The sequence below is a fragment of the Amycolatopsis rubida genome, assembly GCF_900115345.1.
GTDB lineage: Bacteria > Actinomycetota > Actinomycetes > Mycobacteriales > Pseudonocardiaceae > Amycolatopsis > Amycolatopsis rubida.
Genome location: NZ_FOWC01000011.1, coordinates 210830 through 228401, shown reverse-complemented (window position 1 = coordinate 228401; position 17572 = coordinate 210830). Strand labels below are relative to the sequence as shown.

The window sequence follows — 17572 nt, the reverse complement described above, 5'->3', positions numbered from 1 at the left end:
GGCCGGTTTTTTCATCCCTCGCGCAGGATCGCGTAGACGACCTCGTCGCGGTAGCCGCCGTCGCGCCAGGTGACCTGGCACAGCAGGCCTTCGCGGTGGAAGCCGGTTTTCTCCAGCGTGTGCTGCCCGGCGACGTCCTCGCTGTCGACGAAGGCTTCGAGCCGGTGCGCACGGGTGTGCCGGAAGACCTGGTCGACGAGCAGTTGGTAGGCCTTCGCGTCGGTGCCGTGGCCGCGGTAGTCCGGCAGCAACGCGACGCCGACCCGGAAGCACCCGCCGGCGGGCCCGCCCCGGTCGGCTGCCTCCCAGGTGGCCATCCCGGCGACGACCGAGCCGACAGTCACCGCGACCGCGCTTGAGGCCGGGCTGAGGAACCCGTCCTCGGCGAACCGGCGTCGTGCCCGCGGTCCGGTGAAATTCGTCCATTGGAAGGTCCCGGTGCCGTCCGGGTCCGTGGAGAACCGGTCGAGCACCGGAAGGTCGGCTTCGGCGAAACCCCGCAGGGCGATGTGTCCTGTCTTCATCAGGGTCCCCAGTGTAAAGAGCGGTTTTCCTGGTGTCCGGTGATCGTCCGGGTTCTTTCCCCGGCTCGTGCTTGACAGCAGGGGAGGGGCGGGCGAGACTGGATGGTGTCGAACGGGTGTTCGATTCTGTTCGGCGCAGTGGTGTGTTTTTGGGTGCGATTGTTGGGTGACCGTGCGGTTTCCGCACGGATGAGGATGCGGAACCGCCTTCCCCGCGGTGTGTCGGCGTCCGTCCCGGGCCAGGTGTGACGACCTGTCCCGGGACGGACCGTCGGCCGATCCCGGCGGAAGGAGAAATCGGTGACGACCGGAGCGGCTTTGGGGGCTGCTTCTTCGGGGTTTGCTTCGGAGATCGCGGAAGGGGCAAGGGTTTCCCCGGCCGCGGGGGCGGCTGGCGAGGCTGGGGGGACTTCCGCGGACGGTGTCTCGGCTGGTTTTCGGGGAGCGGGCGAGGCTTCGGCTCGGGCCGGGGTGGTTTCGGAAGCCTTGGCGGCGAACGCTTCTTCGGCCGCGACCGGGAAGACGTCGGGAGCGGGTGGCGCTCGGTCTTCGGCCGGGGCGGGGTCTGCGGCGGGTGGTGCTCGGTCTTCGGCTGGGGCGGGGTCTGCGGCGGGTGGTGCTCGGTCTCCGGCTGGGGCGGGGTCTGCGGCGGGTGGTGCTCGGTCTTTGGCCGGGGCGCTGTCCGCAGCGGGCGGCGCTGTGGCTCTGGTCGAGGCCGCTTCCGCGACGAGCGACGCTTCGGTGGCGTCCGGGAAACTGCGCACTCCGGTTCTGCCTGCTGATTCCGCCACGACCGATCTCCTTGGCGCTGCGGGAATTTCGGCCCTGCCGGCGCGGTCGTCTCGGGAAATCTTTTCCGCCGCGGAAACCCAGGCTTCCGCGCCCGCGAGCGTGCCGGAGGCGCGGCCGGCACGCTCGTGGGAAGTACTGGTGCCGTGGTCGGCGATCGAAGCACTGGCGAAGGAACGGACACCAGTTGCCGCCATGTCCGCGGGTTCCCCGAGGTTGATGTTCTCGTTGGGGGAAAACGGATCCCGCACCCGGCTGAGCTCTCTGGGCGCAGCGTTCGAGCCATGGCCGCCGGCCGACTCCGGCGGGATGGCAGAAGCCCGGTCGCCTACCGGACTTCGTTCGCAGGCCCGGTCGGCCGAATCCGGCCGCGAGCCTCGCCCCGCCGGTGCCGCGTCGTCTGCTGGCTCGCGCGTGTCCAGCGAGCCTGGTTCACCGACTCCGCTCATCCCGGCGAGTCAGCCTGCCACTCGCTCATCTGCTGAGCGCGATTCGCCGCCTCAGCCTGAATCGGAGTCATCGACTCGTCTTCGCTCGCTTGCTCCAGCGGGATCGAGTCCGGAAACCTCGCCCGAGCCGTCGACCCCGAGTGCGCCGCCAGCTGATCCCGGCTCGGACTGCCCGCCTGAGTCAGTGCCTTCGGACGAGCTGCCGACTCGGCTTCGTCCGCTGGTTCTGGCTGATCCGGCAATGGAATCCGGTCCGGAGACTTCCTCCGAGCCGCCGGCTCGTCTCCGCCCGGAAGCTCCTTCCGGTTCGCTGACTGGACTTGGCCCGGCAGCTCGGCCTGGGTCTCCACGCACCCCGCCTGCTCAGCCGCGCCCGGAAACTCCTCCAGGTCCGCAGACCGAGCCCGGCCAGGAAGCTCAACCCGAGTCCCCGCCGACTCCACTGCGCCCAGCAACTCCCGAACCCTCGAAACTCCGCCCCCCGACCCGGCTCCGGCCAACGGACCCGCCCTCACCGGCGGACCCGTTGGCCAAACTGACCGCACTCCCCGGCGTCAGCACCGCCAGCACCGTCGCCGCCGAGCGGGCTACCCGGGCCGACTGGGGTCAGGCTGCCGGGCGGATGCTTCCGGTGGCCCCAGCCCTGGCCGATCTCCTCCCCGGGGCCGGGTTGCGCCGCGGAAGCGTCGTCGCGGTTCACCACTCCACCTCGCTGCTGTTCGCGTTGCTCGCGGAGGCGACCGTCGCCGGGGCGTGGGCCGCGGTGGTCGGGGCCCCGTCGCTGGGAATCGTCGCGGCGGCCGAACAGGGCGTCGCCGTTTCGCGGCTCGCGTTGGTTCCGTGGCCGGGGGCCGAATACCAGGCGGTGCTGGCCGCTTTGCTCGACGGCGTCGACCTCGTCGTCACCGAGCCTCGGTCAGTTCGGCCGGACGTCGCGCGGAGGCTCGCGGCGCGGGCTCGGCATCGCGGGGCGGTGCTGCTTTCGCTGGGGCACTGGCCTTCCGCCGACGTCGAGCTGCACTGCACCCCAGGTGCCTGGACCGGGGTGCTCGAACACGGCGCCGGGCACCTCCGTTCCCGTCCGGTCGAGGTGCACGCCCGCGGACGCGGTGCGGCGGCCCGGCCTCGGTCGGCATCGATGCTTCTGCCCGGCCAGGACGGCCGGGTTTCCCGGGGAGAGAAGCGCGTCGTGGCACGGGAAGAGGCGGTCGGGTGAACCAGAGTGTCCACAAAGGACAAAAAGATCCGCGCCGTCATCCGGTGCGGATGCTGGTCCTGTGGTGCCCAGACTGGCCCGCGGTCGCTGCCGTAGCCGCGGCGGGGAGCGTGCTTACCCGGCCGGCGGCGGTGTTCCATGCCAACCGGGTCGTGGCGTGCACCGCGGTCGCGCGGGCGCGGAACATCCGGCGCGGCATGCGGCGGCGAGAAGCGGAATCCCAGTGCCCCGACCTGGCGGTGTTCGGGGTAGACGAGGCGCGGGACGCGCGGTTTTTCGAGAATGTCGCGGCGGCGGTGGAGGAGCTGGTCGTCGGGCTGGAAGTGGTGCGGCCCGGACTGCTCGCGGTTCCCGTCGCGGGTGCGGCCGGGTATTTCGGCGGCGAACCGCGGCTCGCGGAGAAACTGGTGGACCAGGTGGCCGCGGCAGCGGGGGTCGAATGCCAGGTCGGCGTGGCGGAAGGACTGTTCGCGGCGACCCTCGCCGCGCGGCAGGGGACGCTGGTCGAACCCGGGCGGAGCGCCGAATTTCTCGCCCCGTTGCCGGTGACTGAGCTGGACCAGCCGGATGCCGAGCGAGCGGATCTGGCCGGTCTGCTCGTCCGGCTCGGGTTGCGCACGCTCGGTGCCTTCGCCGAACTCGGCGAGCGGGACGTGGCCGCTCGGTTCGGGCGCACCGGCGTGCTCGCGCATCGGCTGGCCCGGGGGCTGTCCGACCGGCCGCCGCTGCGCCGCAGTCCGCCGCCGGAACTGTCGCTTGCCGAATCGTTCGATCCGGTGCTTGCCCGGGTGGACGTCGCCGCGTTCACGGCCAAAAAACTCGGCGCGCGGTTCCACGCCGCGCTCGCCGATCGCGGGCTCGCATGCACTCGATTGGGTATATACGCGACCACCGAGAACGGCGAGCAGCTCGGTCGCGTCTGGCGTTGTGCGGAACCACTTACGCCGCAAGGGGTTGCGGACCGGGTCCGGTGGCAGTTCGAGGGCTGGCTCAAGGCCGCGCCCGGCGAACGGCCCACGGCCGGGGTCGCGCGGTTGCGGCTCGAACCGGAAGAGACTGTCGAAGGGAGGTCATTGCAGCTGGGGCTGTGGCGGGGGAGCGATCCCGGGGCCGGTCCAGGCGAGGACGAGGAGTTGGCTGCCGAGCGGGCCGGCCGCGCGTTCGTGCGGGTGCAAGGTCTGCTCGGTCCGGAGGGCGTGGTCACGCCGCTGCTCGACGGCGGGCGCGATCCGGCGAGCCGGGTCCGGCTCATTCCGTGGGGCGATCCGCGGGAACCCGCCGGACCGCCGGACGCCACGTGGCCTGCCCGGTTGCCGTCTCCGTCCCCCGCGACGGTGCTGGAACAACCGTTGCCAGTCCAGGTCATCGACGAGCAGGGGCGGCCAGTAGGTCTCACCTCGCGCAAACGGCTGACCGCGCCGCCGCACGGACTGTGCGTCGCGGGCGGGCCGCCGCGGCCGATCACCGGATGGGCCGGTCCGTGGCCGGTCACCTCGGGCCGCCGGTCGGCCGGAGCGCAGCAAGCCCGGCTGCAACTGCTGCTCGCGGCAGGGGAGAACGAAGCGCCGGAGGCGGTGCTCGTCCTCTGCTCCGGAACGGAAAATCCAGTGTGGACAGTGGAGGGAAGCTACGACTGAACCGATCTGCCAAGAAACCCGAAAACCCGGTGGAGTCAACGGAAGGAATGCGCACCTGATGGACCACGACCTGCCGGCGCCCCGTGTCCCGGTCGAACCGCCGTGCCCGTTCGACCCGGTGCCGGTCGCGCTGCTGATCCCGGAACCCCGCCGATCACCCGAGAACCGGATGGACTGACGATGGGCTGGAACAACCCGCCGGTCCCGTGGAAGGACCTCGCGCGGGCGCTGTCGGGCGGGATGCCGCCCGGCGACCACGGCGACAGTCCCGCGTGGGGACGCAAACGCGAGGCGTACCGCCGCCCCGCCGACATCCCGCCGCCGCGCAGCGACCTGGAAGCCGGGCCGCGAGTGGCGTACGCCGAACTGCACTGCCACTCCAACTTCAGTTTCCTCGACGGAGCCAGCCACCCCGAGGAACTGGTGGAGGAAGCCGCGCGGCTGCGGCTCGACGCGATCGCGCTCACCGATCACGACGGCATGTACGGCGTGGTCCGGTTCGCCGAAGCGGCCAAAGAACTAGGCGTCGCCACGGTGTTCGGCACTGAGCTGAGCTTCGGGCTGTCCGCGCCGCAAAACGGTGTCGCCGACCCCGAAGGCGAACATCTCCTGCTGCTGGCCCGCGGCAGCGACGGTTACCGCAGCCTGTGCCGCGCGATCACCGCCGGACAGTTGCGCGGCCACGACGACGAAGACGCGGAGCGGGCCGAAAAAGGCCGCCCGATCTACGACTTGTCCGCCGTGGCGGAGGAAGTCGCGGGCCAATGCGCGGTGCTTACCGGTTGCCGCAAGGGATCCGTGCGTTCGGCGTTGGTGCGCGAAGGCCCGGACGCCGCGTTCGCCGAACTGCGCCGTCTGGTCGAGCTCTTCGGCCAGACCCAGGTCTACGTCGAATTGATCGACCACGGCCAGCCGCTCGACAGCACGCACAACGACCTGCTGACCGAGATGGCCGGCGAACTCAAGCTGCCCACCGTCGCGACCACCGCGGCGCACTACGCTCGCCCGGAACGAGGCAGGCTCGCGGACGCCGTCGCTGCCATCCGCGCCCGGCGCAGCATCGACGATCTCGAAGGCTGGCTGCCCGGCGACGCCGCCGCGTTCTTGCGCTCTGGCAACGAAATGGCGGAAGTTTTCCGGCGGTACCCGGGCGCGGTGCAGCGGTCGGCCCTGCTGGGCATGGAATGTGCTTTCCCGTTGAAGCTGCTCGCGCCGGAGCTGCCGCCGTTCGACGTGCCGGACGGCGAGAACGAGACCACGCACCTGCGAAACCTCGTCAAGGAAGGCTTCAAGGAGCGCTACTCGGGCAAAGCCCATGAGGACAAGGCGCGGCAGCAGATCAAGCACGAGATGGCGGTGATCGAGGAACTGGAGTTCCCCGGATACTTCCTGATCGTCGCGGACATCGTGCGGTTCTGCCGGGGAAGCGACATCCTGTGCCAGGGAAGGGGTTCCGCGGCCAACTCGGCGGTCTGTTACGCGCTCGGCATCACCAAGGTCGACCCCATCGAGTACCACCTGCTCTTCGAACGGTTCCTCGCGCCCGATCGCGACGGCTACCCGGACATCGACCTCGACATCGAGTCCGACCGGCGCGAGGAGGTGATCCAATACGTCTACGGCAAACACGGCAGGCTCAATGCCGCGCAGGTCGCGAACGTGATCACCTACCGCGCCCGTTCCGCGATCCGCGACGCCGCCAGGGCGCTCGGCTACTCACCGGGTCAGCAGGACGCGTGGAGCAAGCAGATCGACCGCTGGGGAGCCTTGCGCAGCACGGAGAAAGACCACGACCACGACATCCCGAACGACGTCGTGCAGCTCGCCTTCGCCCTCGAAGACTTCCCGCGGCACCTCGGCATCCACTCCGGCGGCATGGTGATGTGCCGGGAACCGGTGAGCCAGGTGTGCCCGGTCGAATGGGCGCGGATGGAAAACCGCAGCGTTCTGCAGTGGGAGAAGGAGGATTGTGCCGCGGTCGGGCTGGTGAAGTTCGATTTGCTCGGGCTCGGCATGCTCTCCGCGTTGCACTACATGCTCGATCTGGTCAAGGAATACAAGGGCGAGACGATCGATCTCGCCGAACTGGACCTCACCGACAAGAACATCTACGAAATGCTCTGCCGCGCCGACGCGATCGGCGTGTTCCAGGTAGAGAGCCGAGCCCAGCTGGCGACGTTGCCTCGGTTGCGGCCGACGGAATTCTACGACCTGGCCGTGGAAGTCGCGCTGATCCGCCCGGGCCCGATCCAAGGCGGTTCGGTGCACCCGTACATCCGCCGCAAGCAGGGGCGCGAGAAGTGGGAGTACGACCATCCGCTGCTGGAGACCGCTCTGGAGAAAACGCTGGGAGTGCCGCTGTTCCAGGAGCAGATGATGCAGATCGCCCTGGACGTCGCGAACTTCACCCCGGCCGAGGCTGACCAGCTTCGGCACGCGATGGGGTCGAAACGGTCGCAGCGGAAGATGGAACGGCTGCACAAGCGGTTCCTCGACGGAGCCATCGCCAACAAGGTGGACGCGGAGCTGGCGGAGAAAATCTTCCAGAAACTCAAGGCGTTCGCCAACTTCGGCTTCCCCGAAAGCCATGCGCTGAGCTTCGCGCATCTGGTGTTCGCGAGCGCGTACTTCAAGCACTACCACCCCGACGCGTTCTGCGCGGGCCTGCTGCGAGCGCAGCCGATGGGGTTCTACTCGCCGCAGTCGCTGGTGGCGGACGCGCGTCGGCACGGCGTCACCACACTCGGCCCGGACATCAACCTGAGTCTCCCGCACGCGACCCTGGAAGCATTGCCGGACAACGGAAAACTCCACGCGGTACGCGGCGGTCTCAGTACCGTCCGGATGATCGGTGAAACGCTGGCCAAGGAGATCGTGGCGGAACGGCAGGCGAACGGCCGGTACGGGAGCATGTCCGACCTCGGCAGGCGCGTCCGGCTCACCACGCCGCAGCTGGAAGCGCTGGCCACCGCGGGGGCGTTCAGCGCGTTCGGTCCGGACCGGCGGCAGGCGTTGTGGTCCGCGGGCGCGGTCGCGCAGGACCGGCCGGAGAAACTGCCCGGCACCGGAGCCGGCGTGGACGCGCCGATGCTGCCCGGAATGGACGGGCTCGACGTCGCCGCCGCCGATGTCTGGGCCACCGGGATCTCGCCGGACAGCTACCCGACAGAGTTCATCCGCGACCGGCTCGACGCGCTCGGGGTCATCACCGCAGGCAAGCTGCTGGACCGGTCCGACGGGGAACGAGTGCTCGTCGGGGGAGCGGTCACGCACCGCCAGCGACCGGCGACTGCCGGCGGAGTCACGTTCCTGAACATCGAGGATGAGACCGGCATGGTGAACGTGATCTGCACACTCGGGCTGTGGCAACGGTTCCACCGGATCGCGCGGGGCAGTGCGGCGCTGCTGGTGCACGGAGTGCTCGAAAAAGCGGACGGCGTCGCGAGCGTGCGCGCGCAGAAACTGGAGCAGCTGAGGCTGCGGATCCCCACGAGATCGAGGGACTTCCGATGACCGGCGGACAGTTCGTGGACACACGCCTTCCGGCGGCTCGCAGCCACCCCGTCGAAAAGCCGGCACCGGGGCTGATGTCATCCTGTCCGGGTGACGGAGACCGGCGAGGACTACACCGAAGCACGACTTTCCGGCCAGTGGTGGGAAAAACGCCAGTTCGCGGGGTGCGATTTCACCGAAGCGGACCTGCGCGACCTGCACACCCGCGGCTGCACCTTCGACAACTGCGACTTCACCAAGGTCGATCTCGCCGGTTCGCGGCACGACGCGTCGGCGTTCCGCTCCTGCACGTTCGATCGCTCGGTGCTCGCCGACAGCCGATGGTCGTCGTGCTCGCTGCTTGGTTCATCCTTTGTGGACTGTCGATACACCGGGATCGCGCTGACCGAATGCGATCTGTCGCTCGCGTCGTTCGCGCGCGGCTGGTTGCGGAAACTGGATCTGTCCGGCCTGCGGATGCGGGAAGTGAACCTCAACGAGGCGGATCTGACGGATTCCGACCTGCGGGGCACGGATCTGTCCGGGTCCCGGATGATCGGCACGAAGTTTCCCGGAGCCGACCTGCGCGGCGCGGTGGTCGACGCGAACGGGCTGGTGCAGGCGGACCTGCGCGGCGCGTACGTGGACGTCGAACTGGCGGTGGCGTTCGCCGCGGCCAACGGCTTGGTCGTCAAGTAGGGCGCTTCCGGGCACGGAAAAGGGGCGAAGCTCGCTGGCCCCGCCCCTTTTCCGCGTCGTCAGTCGATCGGCGGTTCACCCGGGTCGAGTTCGATCAGGTCGCCCTCGGCGAGCAGTTCTTCGATGCTCGCCGGAAGCAGGTACGCCGACCCGCCGCCCGGCTGGTTGAACCACGGGATCGCGACCCCGGCCAGGGTTTCGAGCGGCCGCTGCACGCGGTACACGTGGTAGGGCCGGTTCACCCACTCCGGCACCAGCGAACGCTCCTCGAACGGGGTGCCCGCCGCGTAGGTCAGGTTGCCGTTCGGGCCGCCGAAGCGGTCCAGTTCGCTGCCCGCGGGCAGTTCGCGCAGTTCCTTGCCGCGGAACAGGGTCAGCGGCGGTTCCCCGGACAGCGGCGCGATCGGCCACTGCCCGCTGCCGCCGGTTCCGTTGGCGCGCGCCGGTTCCTCGCGCCGCACCGGCGGTTCCCGCCGCGGCGGCGGGCTGACCGGCGGCGCGAGGAGGGTGGGCGGTGCGCTGACCGGCGAGGCGATCTGCGTCGGCGGGGCGCTGACCGGGGGAGCCACCTGGGTCGGTGGGCTCACCGGTGCCGCGACCTGCGTCGGCGGGGCAGGCGGCGGGGTCTGCCGGGCTGGCGGTTCGTCGTCGGCCAGCAGCTGATCAGCAGGCGTGAACGCGGTCTGCTCCTGCGGCGGCACGTTCTCGCGCGGCCGGACCGGGAACGAGCCCGTCGCGACCTCCGGCGACAACGTCGCCACCACCGGCGGCTTCGGCGCGTCCGCGACTGGCTGCTCAGCCGGTGCGGGGGCTTCCGCCGCGACATACCCGTCGGGGTACAGCAGCACCTTGCCGAGCATGAACGCCGCGGCGTCCTCCGCGTCGCCGAACACCGCCGGGTTGATCAGCTCGCCGTCGTACCAGCCGACGCGCCAGCCTTCGCCCACCTGCTCGACGCTCCACCCGCGTTCGGTGGGGCCGCCGAGCCGGTACGCGGCCTCGGGGACGTCCAGCTCGTCGAGCTTCGCTTGCAGTTGGGCCAGCTCCGGCTGAGCGGGCTGCTCGCGCCGCGCGACCGGAGCCGGTTCGGCCTGCTCCCGAGCCGCGCGCCGCCCGCCGGACGGCGGGGGCACCGGCATCTCCGGCACCGGAAGGTCGCCGGGGATCTCGGACCCCGGCATGATCATCGCGGTCGGCGGGCCCGCGTCGTACTCGGCCTCGCGGCGGTTGTCGTCCTCGTAACCGCTGGAGTGCGTGAACAGTTCGGCACGCTGCTCGTCGTCGTCGCGGGACGGTTCGTTGCCGTGCGTGAAGAGCACCGGCTCGTCGTGCTCGGCATCGACCGGCTGGTGAACGTCCGTGTCGTCCTCGGCGTCGTCCGGGTGGCCCGGACCGGTCCCGTTGCGGCTGGGGACGAGGTCGTGGTGGACGTCGGTGTGGTCTTCGTCGTCGTAGTGGCCGTCGTCGTAGTGGTCGTACTGCGCGCCGTCGAAGTCCTGCTCGAACGGCGGCTCCGCGGGACGCTCCGGCGCGGTGCCGTGGCGGCCCTCGGCCTCCTTCTCCCGACCCCGGCCGTGCGCGGCGGCGAGCCCGGCCGCAGCCAGCCCACCGGCCGCGGCGACCCCGGCCGCAGCCGCACCGACGTGACTGCCGCGCTCGTCCGTGGGCTCGGCCTGGCTCTCGGGTTCGGCGCTGCGCCGTCCGCCGTCCTCGGCGTTCAGCCGCACGTCTTCCCGGCGGCCGTCGTCCGCTTCGATGTCCGGCTGGGCTCGCCGACGGCCACCCTCCTGGTCACGGCTGTCGTCCGGTGCCGCACCGCGCCGGCCTGCGTCCGGCTCGGCGGTGTGCCGGTTCGGGGCAGCGGGTTCGTCGGCGGAGCTGTCCGCGCCGATGAGCCCGTCGGCATCGATGAGGCCGTCCGCGCCGATCAGCCCGTCCTCCGTGTTCGGAGCCACGGGCTGTTCGAACGCGCCGACGCCAGGGACTTTGCTCCCGTGGTTGTCGAGGTGGTCGTCGTACCCGTGGGCGTCGTCGTAGCCGGCCGCGTCGCGGTTGCGGTCGTCGACGTGGTGCGCGGGTTCGTCGTACCCCGCTTCATCGTGGCCGTGCGGCTCAGCGTACGCACCGGCCTCGTGGGAGGCGATGTCCTCGTACCCGTGCTGGTCGTCGTACGGCTCGGCGTCGTATCCGTCGTGCGGCGCGGATTCGTCGTAGTCGCCATGGGGTGCGGGGTTGCGGTAGCCGTCGTAACCCTCGTCGTGCTGGTCGTAGCCATCGGCCTGGCCGCGCTCGTCTTCGCCGCGGTCTTGCCGGTCGTAGTCGTCCGCGTAGCCGTCGTCGTGGCCGGCGGCGTTGTGGGCCCGGTCGTCGTAGCCGGACGCGTCGGGGTGCTCGTCGTAACCAGCCTCGTGCGCGTGGCCGGATTCGGAGCGAGTGCCGCTCGCGGCTCCCACCGCGCCCGCTGCTCCAGCCGCCGCAGCGGCTGCGCCCAGTCCGCGCGACCCGCCGGGGCTCTCCGCCGCGGAGACTCGCGTGCCCTGCGGACCGCCCGCGGAACCCTGCGGGCCAGGACCTTGCGGACCAGTCCTGTCCGAGCCGCCGCGGTGGGGCTCGAAGCGGTCTTCCGCGTCGCCGCGGTCGTCGAAGCCGGGGCCATCCGTTAGGCCGGGCCTGCCGAATTCGTCGGCGGGGTGGAAAGCGTCCTCCGGGTCGCCGGCTGGGCCGGGCCTGCCGAATTCGTCTGCCGGGTGGAACGCGCCTTCCGGCCGGTCGGCCGCGCCGGGCCTGCTGAAGTCGTCGGCGGGGCGGAAGCTGTCAGGACTTTCCGGCCGGCTGGGCCTGCCGGGGTCGCGGCTGTCGAATTCGTCGGATGGGCCGCGTCGGTCGGGACCAGGGGCACCCGGTCCGCCGGGCGCTCCTGGCCTGCCGGAATCGGGGCGGTCGAATTCGTCGGCCGGGTGGAAGTCGTCGTGGTTGCCAGATCCGCCTGCCGCTCCGAGCGCGGCTGCTCCGAGACCGGCCGCGCCGAGTCCAGCCGCGGCTGCGCCGGGGCCGCCCGAACCAGCTCCGTTGGCATCGAATCCGCCAGCGCCGCTGGAACCAGGTCCGCCGACGCCGTTCTGCCCGCCAGCGCCAGGGCCGCCCGGTGCACCCGCGCCGCCAGGACCGTTAGGTCCGCCAGGGCCGCCCGGAACTCCACCACCTGGCCCACCAGCCGCACCCGAGCCGCCAAGGCCACCGGCACCGGGGCCGCCAGGACCGGGGCCGCCGGAGCCCGGAGCACCAGAGCCGGGGCCACCAGGGCCACCGGCACCGCCCGCGCCGGGCCCACCCGCGCCAGGCCCGCCCGAGCCGAGACCGCCCGAGCCGGGCCCACCTGCGCCAGGCCCGCCCGAGCCGGGGCCACCTGCGCCGGGCCCACCTGCGCCGGGCCCACCTGCGCCAGGACCACCAGCACCAGGCCCGCCGCCAGGAGCGGGTCGCTGCTGCGGAGTCTGGTTCCCGCGAGTCAGATACGCCGCCGCACCTTGCAGTGTCAGCTCGTCCACCTGCGGAAGCTGGAACGCGTTCGCCCGGATGTGCTCGATCAGATCCGCTTCCGGCGAGACGCCGTATGTGCGGAGGTAGAAGTTCACCGCGGCAGGCCAGATCCAGTGGCCGTCGCTGTGGAAGGCGACGGGGACCGTCGCTTCGGGAGTCTGCGCGAGACGGTCGATGTCGTAGCCGCGGTCCTGGACCACGACGGGGGCGTGGTCGAGGTAGTCCAGCAGCCGGTCCTGCTCGTCGACGTCCAGGTCAGGGCGGTTGATGACCGGGCGGCCGGCCGGGCCGATGGTGTCGAAGATCCGGGCGATGCGGAAGTGCGGTCCGGGTTGTTCCGGGCCGAGGCCGGACATGCGGCGGATCAGCCACTCGGGCACGTTCTCCTCGGTGCGCGGGAACATGCGCAGCTCGTCGGAGTACGCCTGGGGCGGCGGCGCGAGGTGCCACTGCGGCTCGTCGCGGTTGTATTCGAGGTTGTAGCTGGAGGGGTGGTCCAGCTGGTAGCGCGCGTTGAACCAGGTGCCGCGGCCGTCGCGGTACATGCCCGCGCGGAGTCTGCCGAACAGCGTCGCGATGTCGTGCGTCGCGATCCATTCCTGGGCGGACCCGTCCTCGAGCACGATCTCGCCGGTCAGCTCGTGGTACCGGCCGACCGCTCGGTACTCCGCGGAGACTTTGCGCCAGTCGCGCGGGGCGGCGCGCAGCAGGGCCAGTCCGATCTGCTTGACCAGAGTGTCCTGCTCCGTCGCGTTCAGCTGCGTCGTCGGTTGTGCCACAGAGAACATTTTGACTGTTCGCGCGCACGAACGCACCCCGCATAGGGCTTTTGCCACCCTCGGGCCGGTGGACGTGCCCGCTGACCTCGGCGGACGCGATATGGCACGGGTCACACGCCGGGGTGGGTGATGCGGTGGAGTCTCTCCAGCTTAAGACGCGGGGCGGCTGATTCGACGGAAGACGCGCGGGCCGATCGGGTGGTGTGGTGGGCACACAGAGTGCGGAACCCACGCCTGACCGGCGGTCTCCGGCGGCTCTGCGACAATGGCCGCCGTGACGGCGAAGATTCTCGACGGCAAGGCCACGAAGAACGCCATTTTCGCAGAGCTGCGCCCGAGGGTGGCCGCGCTCGCGGAGAAGGGGATCACCCCTGGGCTGGGCACGGTGCTGGTCGGCGACGACCCCGGTTCCCACTCCTACGTGAAGATGAAGCACGCGGACAGCGCGAAGATCGGCGTCAACTCGATCCGCCGCGACCTGCCCGCGGACATCTCGCAGGAGAAGCTCGAAGCCGTCATCGACGAGCTGAACGCGGACCCGGCCTGCCACGGCTACCTCGTCCAGTTGCCGCTGCCGAAGCACCTCGACGCGAACCGCGTCCTGGAGCGCATCGATCCGGAGAAGGACGCCGACGGCCTCGCGCCGATCAGCCTCGGCCGGCTCGTGCTCGGCGAACCTGGCGCGCTGCCGTGCACCCCTTACGGAATCATCGAGCTGCTCAAGCGGCACGGTGTCGAGCTGAACGGCGCGCAGGTCACTGTGGTCGGCCGCGGCATCACCGTCGGTCGCACGCTCGGTCTGCTGCTCACCCGGCGCAGCGAGAACTCCACCGTCACGCTGTGCCACACCGGCACTCGTGACCTCGCCGCCGAGGTGCGCCGCGCGGACGTCGTGATCGCCGCGGCGGGCGTGCCCGGGATCATCAAGCCGGACATGGTCAAGCCCGGCGCGGCGGTGCTGGACGTCGGCGTTTCGCACGTCGAGGGCAAGCTCACCGGCGACGTCGACCCGGCGGTCGCCGAGGTGGCCGGCTGGCTGTCGCCGAACCCCGGCGGCGTGGGCCCGATGACGCGGGCGATGCTGGTCACCAACGTTGTCGAGGCTGCGGAACGCGCGGCCGGCCGCTGATGGCGATGACCGGGCAACGGCACCGCAGCGATCGTCCCTGGCTCGTCCACGTGCCGTTCGCGGTGATCATGCTGCTGCTGGCGGCGGCCGTGGTGCGGGCGCTGCAGTACCACTGGCGCGAGGGCGCGGTGCTGGTCGGCGTGGCCTTGTTCGTGGCCGGTGTGCTGCGTGCGGTGCTGCCGGAGGAGCGCGTCGGGCTGCTCGCGATTCGCGGCAAGGCCGTCGACATCCTCACCTACGGCGCGTTGTGCGCCGCCGTGCTCTACATCGCGCTGACGATCGTCGGCGGCCCGTTCGACGCCTCCTCCTGAGCAAGCACCGTCAGGACGCGAGCGCGAGTTCCTTCTGGACCCGCGCCTCGCGCCGGTCCAGCAATCCGGACACCGCGGCGATCGACACCCCGAGCACGGCCAGCATCGCGCCGACCCAGTTCGGGGCCAGCAGGCCGAGCCCGCCCGCGATGACCAGGCCGCCGAGGTACGCGCCGATCGAGTTGGCGATGTTGAACGCCGACTGCACCGCGGCCGAGACCAGCGACGGCGTGCCGCCTGCCTTCTCCATGATCCGCGCCTGCATCATCGGGCCGATCATGAAGCCCGCGACACCCACGAAGAAGATCGTGACCGCCGCGCCGACCTTGCCCTGCGCGGTTACGGTGAAGATCGCGAGCACCGTCGCCAGCGAGAGCAGCGCCACGTACAGGCTCGGCATCAACTTCTTGTCCGCGAGCCGTCCGCCGAGGTAGTTGCCGATCGTCATGCCGACACCGGCCAGCGAAAGCAGCACGGTGACGTTGGCGGGCGAGTATCCGGCGACGTCGGTCAGCATCGGCGCGATGTAGGACATGCAGGCGAAGACGCCGCCGAGCCCGAACATCACGATCGCCAGCGCCAGCCACACCTGCGGGCGGCGGAACGCGCCGAGTTCGCCGCGGATCGACGGGTCGGCCGGGCGGCCCTGGTGCGGCACCAGTTTCGCGATGGCGGCGATGGCGAGCAGGCCGATCACCGCGACGACGCCGAACGTCGCGCGCCAGCCGACCTGCTGGCCGAGCAGCGTGCCGAGCGGGACGCCGATGACGTTCGCCAGCGTCAGGCCCATGAACATCATCGACACGGCCTTCGCGCGCTGGCCCGGTCGCGCGAGGCTGGACGCGACGACCGCGCCCGCGCCGAAGAACGCGCCGTGCGGCAGGCCGGCGAGGAACCGGAACGCGATGCCGAAGTCCTGGTTCGGCGACAGTGCGAACAGCGCGTTGCCGACCGTGAACAGGCCCATCATCGCCAGCAGCATGGTCTTGCGCGGCAGCCGGACGGCCAGCGCGGTGAGCAGCGGCGCGCCGATCACCACGCCGAGCGCGTAGGCGGAGATGAAGTAGCCCGCGGACGGGATGTCGATGTGGAAGTCCGCGGCGGTCAGGGGCAGCACACCCATCATCACGAACTCGGTGGTACCGATGCCGAAGGCACCGACGGCGAGCGCGAGCAACGCGACGGGCACGGCTCTCCCTTCCTGGAGAAAACGATTGCTCAGCGCCTGGGGCACAGGCTTCTGAAGCGCTTTAGAACAAGGGCAAAAAACTAGACAGCCCCGACGTCGTCGTGCTGTCTCGCTCCAGTTGAACCGATGGAGGGCGGCCTTGTCATCCCGGTATTCGGGTGAGGCCCGCCACGTAGCGCGACCGGTCAGCGGGGCGCGGCCAGCACGCCGTCGAGCAGGCCGGGGAACAGCGCGTCGAGATCGTTGCGGCGCAACGAGTTGTACCGGGTCGTGCCTTCCTGGCGGCCGACGATCACCCCGGCCTGGCGCAGCGTCGCGAGGTGATGGGTGAGTGTGGACTTGGTCACCGGCACCTCGAACGCGCTGCACGAGATCTCCGTTTCGGAGTTCGCCAGCTGCCGGACCATCGCCAGCCTGACCGGGTCGGCCAGCGCGCGCAGCACCGCTTCGACGGTGATCTCGTCGCGGTCCGGGTAGGCGAGCGGCGGCAGGGGCGCGGAGGCGGGCATGGGTCCATAGTACGACGACTGTCGAAATTTTCGGCGGGTCCGTGTACGGTCGTCATCGAACTACGACGTTCGTCGAACTATCCGTTCAGGCTTTATGGGGGGACATTCATGTCCAGCGTCTCGTCCTCGGCGGCGGCCCGGAACTCGGTGCTCGCGTTCGGGGCCTTCGGCGTCGGCACCAGCGGCTACATCGTGGCCGGGCTGTTGCCGGCGCTGACCTCCGAGCTGCACATCTCCGCGACGGCCGCGGCGCAGCTCGTCACCTCGTTCGCCATCGCGTACGCGGTGGGCTCGCCGTTGTTCGCCGCTGCCACCGGCCGGTGGGAACGGCGCACGCTGCTGGTCGCCGCGCTCGCGGTGGCCGCGGTCGGCAACGTCTTCGCGGCCGTCGCACCGGGGTACACCACACTGCTGATCGCGCGGGTCGTCACGGCGATCGGGGCAGCTGTCTACACCCCGGCCGCCACTGCCGTCGCTGCTGAGCTGACCACGCCGGAACGTCGCGGACGGGCCGTTTCGCTGGTGTTCGGGGGGCTCACCATCGCGTTGATCTTCGGAGTTCCGCTGGGCAGCGTGATCTCCCAGCAGTTCGGCTATGAGGGCGCGTTCCTGTTCGTCGGCATCCTTTCGCTGCTCGGTGCGATCGGGGTGCGGGTCGCGTTGCCGAAGGTCGCGCCGCCGCCGGTGGTCGGGCTCGCCGAGCGGTTCGCGGTCGCGCGGGACAAGCGAGTGCTCGCGCTGCTGGTCACCACCACGCTCGCCTGCCTCGCCGCGTTCATGGTCTACACGCTGGTGTCGCCGGTGCTGTCCGCCACCGCGGGCGTTTCCGGCGGGACGATCACGGTGCTGCTGTTCTGCTACGGCATCGGCGGTGCGATCGGCAACTTCGCCGGTGGTCGCGCGGCCGACCGGTGGGGCGCGCGCAAGCCGCTGCTGATCGTGCTCATCGGGTTCACCGCCGTGATGGTGCTGCTGCCGTTCACCGCGACGACGGTCGTCGGGGCCGGGATCACGTTGTTCGTGTGGGGCTTGGCGAACTGGTCGTTCAGCCCGCCGCTGCAGCACCGGCTCATCGAGCTGTCGCCGGGGCACGCCGGTCTCGCGCTGTCGCTCAACGCGTCGGCGATCTACCTGGGCGTCGGGCTGTCCGGCGTCGTCGGCGGCGCGGTGCTGACCTCGGCCGGGCCGACCGTCCTGCCGGAGATCGCCGCGATTCTCGCCGCCGCGGCGATGCTCGTGGTCGTGTTCTTCTGGGGCGCGCGGACGCGGGCTGAGGTCCGCGAAGAGGTCGCGGTCTGAGAAGCTGCCG

11 protein-coding genes are annotated in these 17572 nt (G+C 70.8%); 7 read left to right on the top strand and 4 right to left on the bottom strand.

The features are described from left to right. Positions 1-11: 11 nt before the first annotated feature. Positions 12-524: a GNAT family N-acetyltransferase gene (locus BM362_RS33770; RefSeq protein WP_093575921.1), complete on the bottom strand. Its 513-nt coding sequence runs from the start codon at positions 522-524 to the stop codon at positions 12-14. Positions 525-2384: 1860 nt separating this feature from the next. Here BM362_RS33770 and BM362_RS33760 point away from each other — a divergent pair. From BM362_RS33760 to BM362_RS33745, 4 genes are all read left to right on the top strand, one after another. Further along, on the top strand, positions 2385-2978 hold the full coding sequence (locus BM362_RS33760; RefSeq protein ID WP_067588179.1) for a hypothetical protein: 594 nt from the start codon (positions 2385-2387) through the stop codon (positions 2976-2978). Positions 2979-3028: 50 nt separating this feature from the next. Then, on the top strand, positions 3029-4615 hold the full coding sequence (locus tag BM362_RS33755; protein WP_167545553.1) for a DNA polymerase Y family protein: 1587 nt from the start codon (positions 3029-3031) through the stop codon (positions 4613-4615). A gap of 180 nt (positions 4616-4795) precedes the next feature. Then, on the top strand, positions 4796-8128 hold the full coding sequence (locus BM362_RS33750; protein ID WP_093575920.1) for an error-prone DNA polymerase: 3333 nt from the start codon (positions 4796-4798) through the stop codon (positions 8126-8128). A 90-nt stretch (positions 8129-8218) separates the two neighbouring features. Beyond that, a complete protein-coding gene (locus BM362_RS33745) occupies positions 8219-8806 on the top strand; it encodes a pentapeptide repeat-containing protein (protein WP_093575919.1) in 588 nt (195 codons plus the stop codon). 59 nt (positions 8807-8865) lie between these two features. Here the strand turns inward: BM362_RS33745 and BM362_RS49495 are convergent, their stop codons facing one another. Beyond that, complete coding sequence (locus tag BM362_RS49495) at positions 8866-13134, bottom strand: glycohydrolase toxin TNT-related protein (RefSeq protein WP_244287367.1); 4269 nt, start codon at positions 13132-13134, stop codon at positions 8866-8868. 265 nt (positions 13135-13399) lie between these two features. Between BM362_RS49495 and BM362_RS33730 the strand changes: the two genes are divergently transcribed. Further along, positions 13400-14254, top strand: a complete 855-nt coding sequence (locus BM362_RS33730) for a bifunctional methylenetetrahydrofolate dehydrogenase/methenyltetrahydrofolate cyclohydrolase (RefSeq protein WP_067588181.1) — start codon at positions 13400-13402, stop codon at positions 14252-14254. After that, a complete protein-coding gene (locus tag BM362_RS33725; protein ID WP_093575918.1) occupies positions 14254-14565 on the top strand; it encodes a DUF3017 domain-containing protein in 312 nt (103 codons plus the stop codon). The genes BM362_RS33730 and BM362_RS33725 overlap by 1 nt, the downstream gene beginning before the upstream one ends. A 10-nt stretch (positions 14566-14575) precedes the next feature. Here the strand turns inward: BM362_RS33725 and BM362_RS33720 are convergent, their stop codons facing one another. Together BM362_RS33720 and BM362_RS33715 are read right to left on the bottom strand one after the other, a co-directional pair. Continuing rightward, positions 14576-15754 carry an MFS transporter gene (locus BM362_RS33720; protein ID WP_093575917.1) on the bottom strand — a complete coding sequence of 393 codons (1179 nt, stop codon included), beginning with the start codon at positions 15752-15754 and terminating at the stop codon, positions 14576-14578. A 185-nt stretch (positions 15755-15939) separates the two neighbouring features. Further along, the gene (locus BM362_RS33715) at positions 15940-16263 is read right to left on the bottom strand and encodes an ArsR/SmtB family transcription factor (RefSeq protein ID WP_093575916.1); all 324 of its coding nucleotides are present in this window, start codon (positions 16261-16263) and stop codon (positions 15940-15942) included. Between the two features lie 108 nt (positions 16264-16371). Between BM362_RS33715 and BM362_RS33710 the strand changes: the two genes are divergently transcribed. Then, positions 16372-17562, top strand: a complete 1191-nt coding sequence (locus BM362_RS33710) for an MFS transporter (RefSeq protein ID WP_093575915.1) — start codon at positions 16372-16374, stop codon at positions 17560-17562. Positions 17563-17572 lie beyond the last annotated feature (10 nt).

Bases quoted from the DNA above. Each gene is read 5' to 3' on its own strand.
- BM362_RS49495 (WP_244287367.1), bottom strand. From the start codon at position 13,134: ATGTTCTCTGTGGCACAACCGACGACGCAGCTGAACGCGACGGAGCAG.
- BM362_RS33770 (WP_093575921.1), bottom strand. From the start codon at position 524: ATGAAGACAGGACACATCGCCCTGCGGGGTTTCGCCGAAGCCGACCTT.
- BM362_RS33715 (WP_093575916.1), bottom strand. From the start codon at position 16,263: ATGCCCGCCTCCGCGCCCCTGCCGCCGCTCGCCTACCCGGACCGCGAC.
- BM362_RS33755 (WP_167545553.1), top strand. From the start codon at position 3,029: ATGCTGGTCCTGTGGTGCCCAGACTGGCCCGCGGTCGCTGCCGTAGCC.
- BM362_RS33750 (WP_093575920.1), top strand. From the start codon at position 4,796: ATGGGCTGGAACAACCCGCCGGTCCCGTGGAAGGACCTCGCGCGGGCG.
- BM362_RS33725 (WP_093575918.1), top strand. From the start codon at position 14,254: ATGGCGATGACCGGGCAACGGCACCGCAGCGATCGTCCCTGGCTCGTC.
- BM362_RS33760 (WP_067588179.1), top strand. From the start codon at position 2,385: ATGCTTCCGGTGGCCCCAGCCCTGGCCGATCTCCTCCCCGGGGCCGGG.
- BM362_RS33710 (WP_093575915.1), top strand. From the start codon at position 16,372: ATGTCCAGCGTCTCGTCCTCGGCGGCGGCCCGGAACTCGGTGCTCGCG.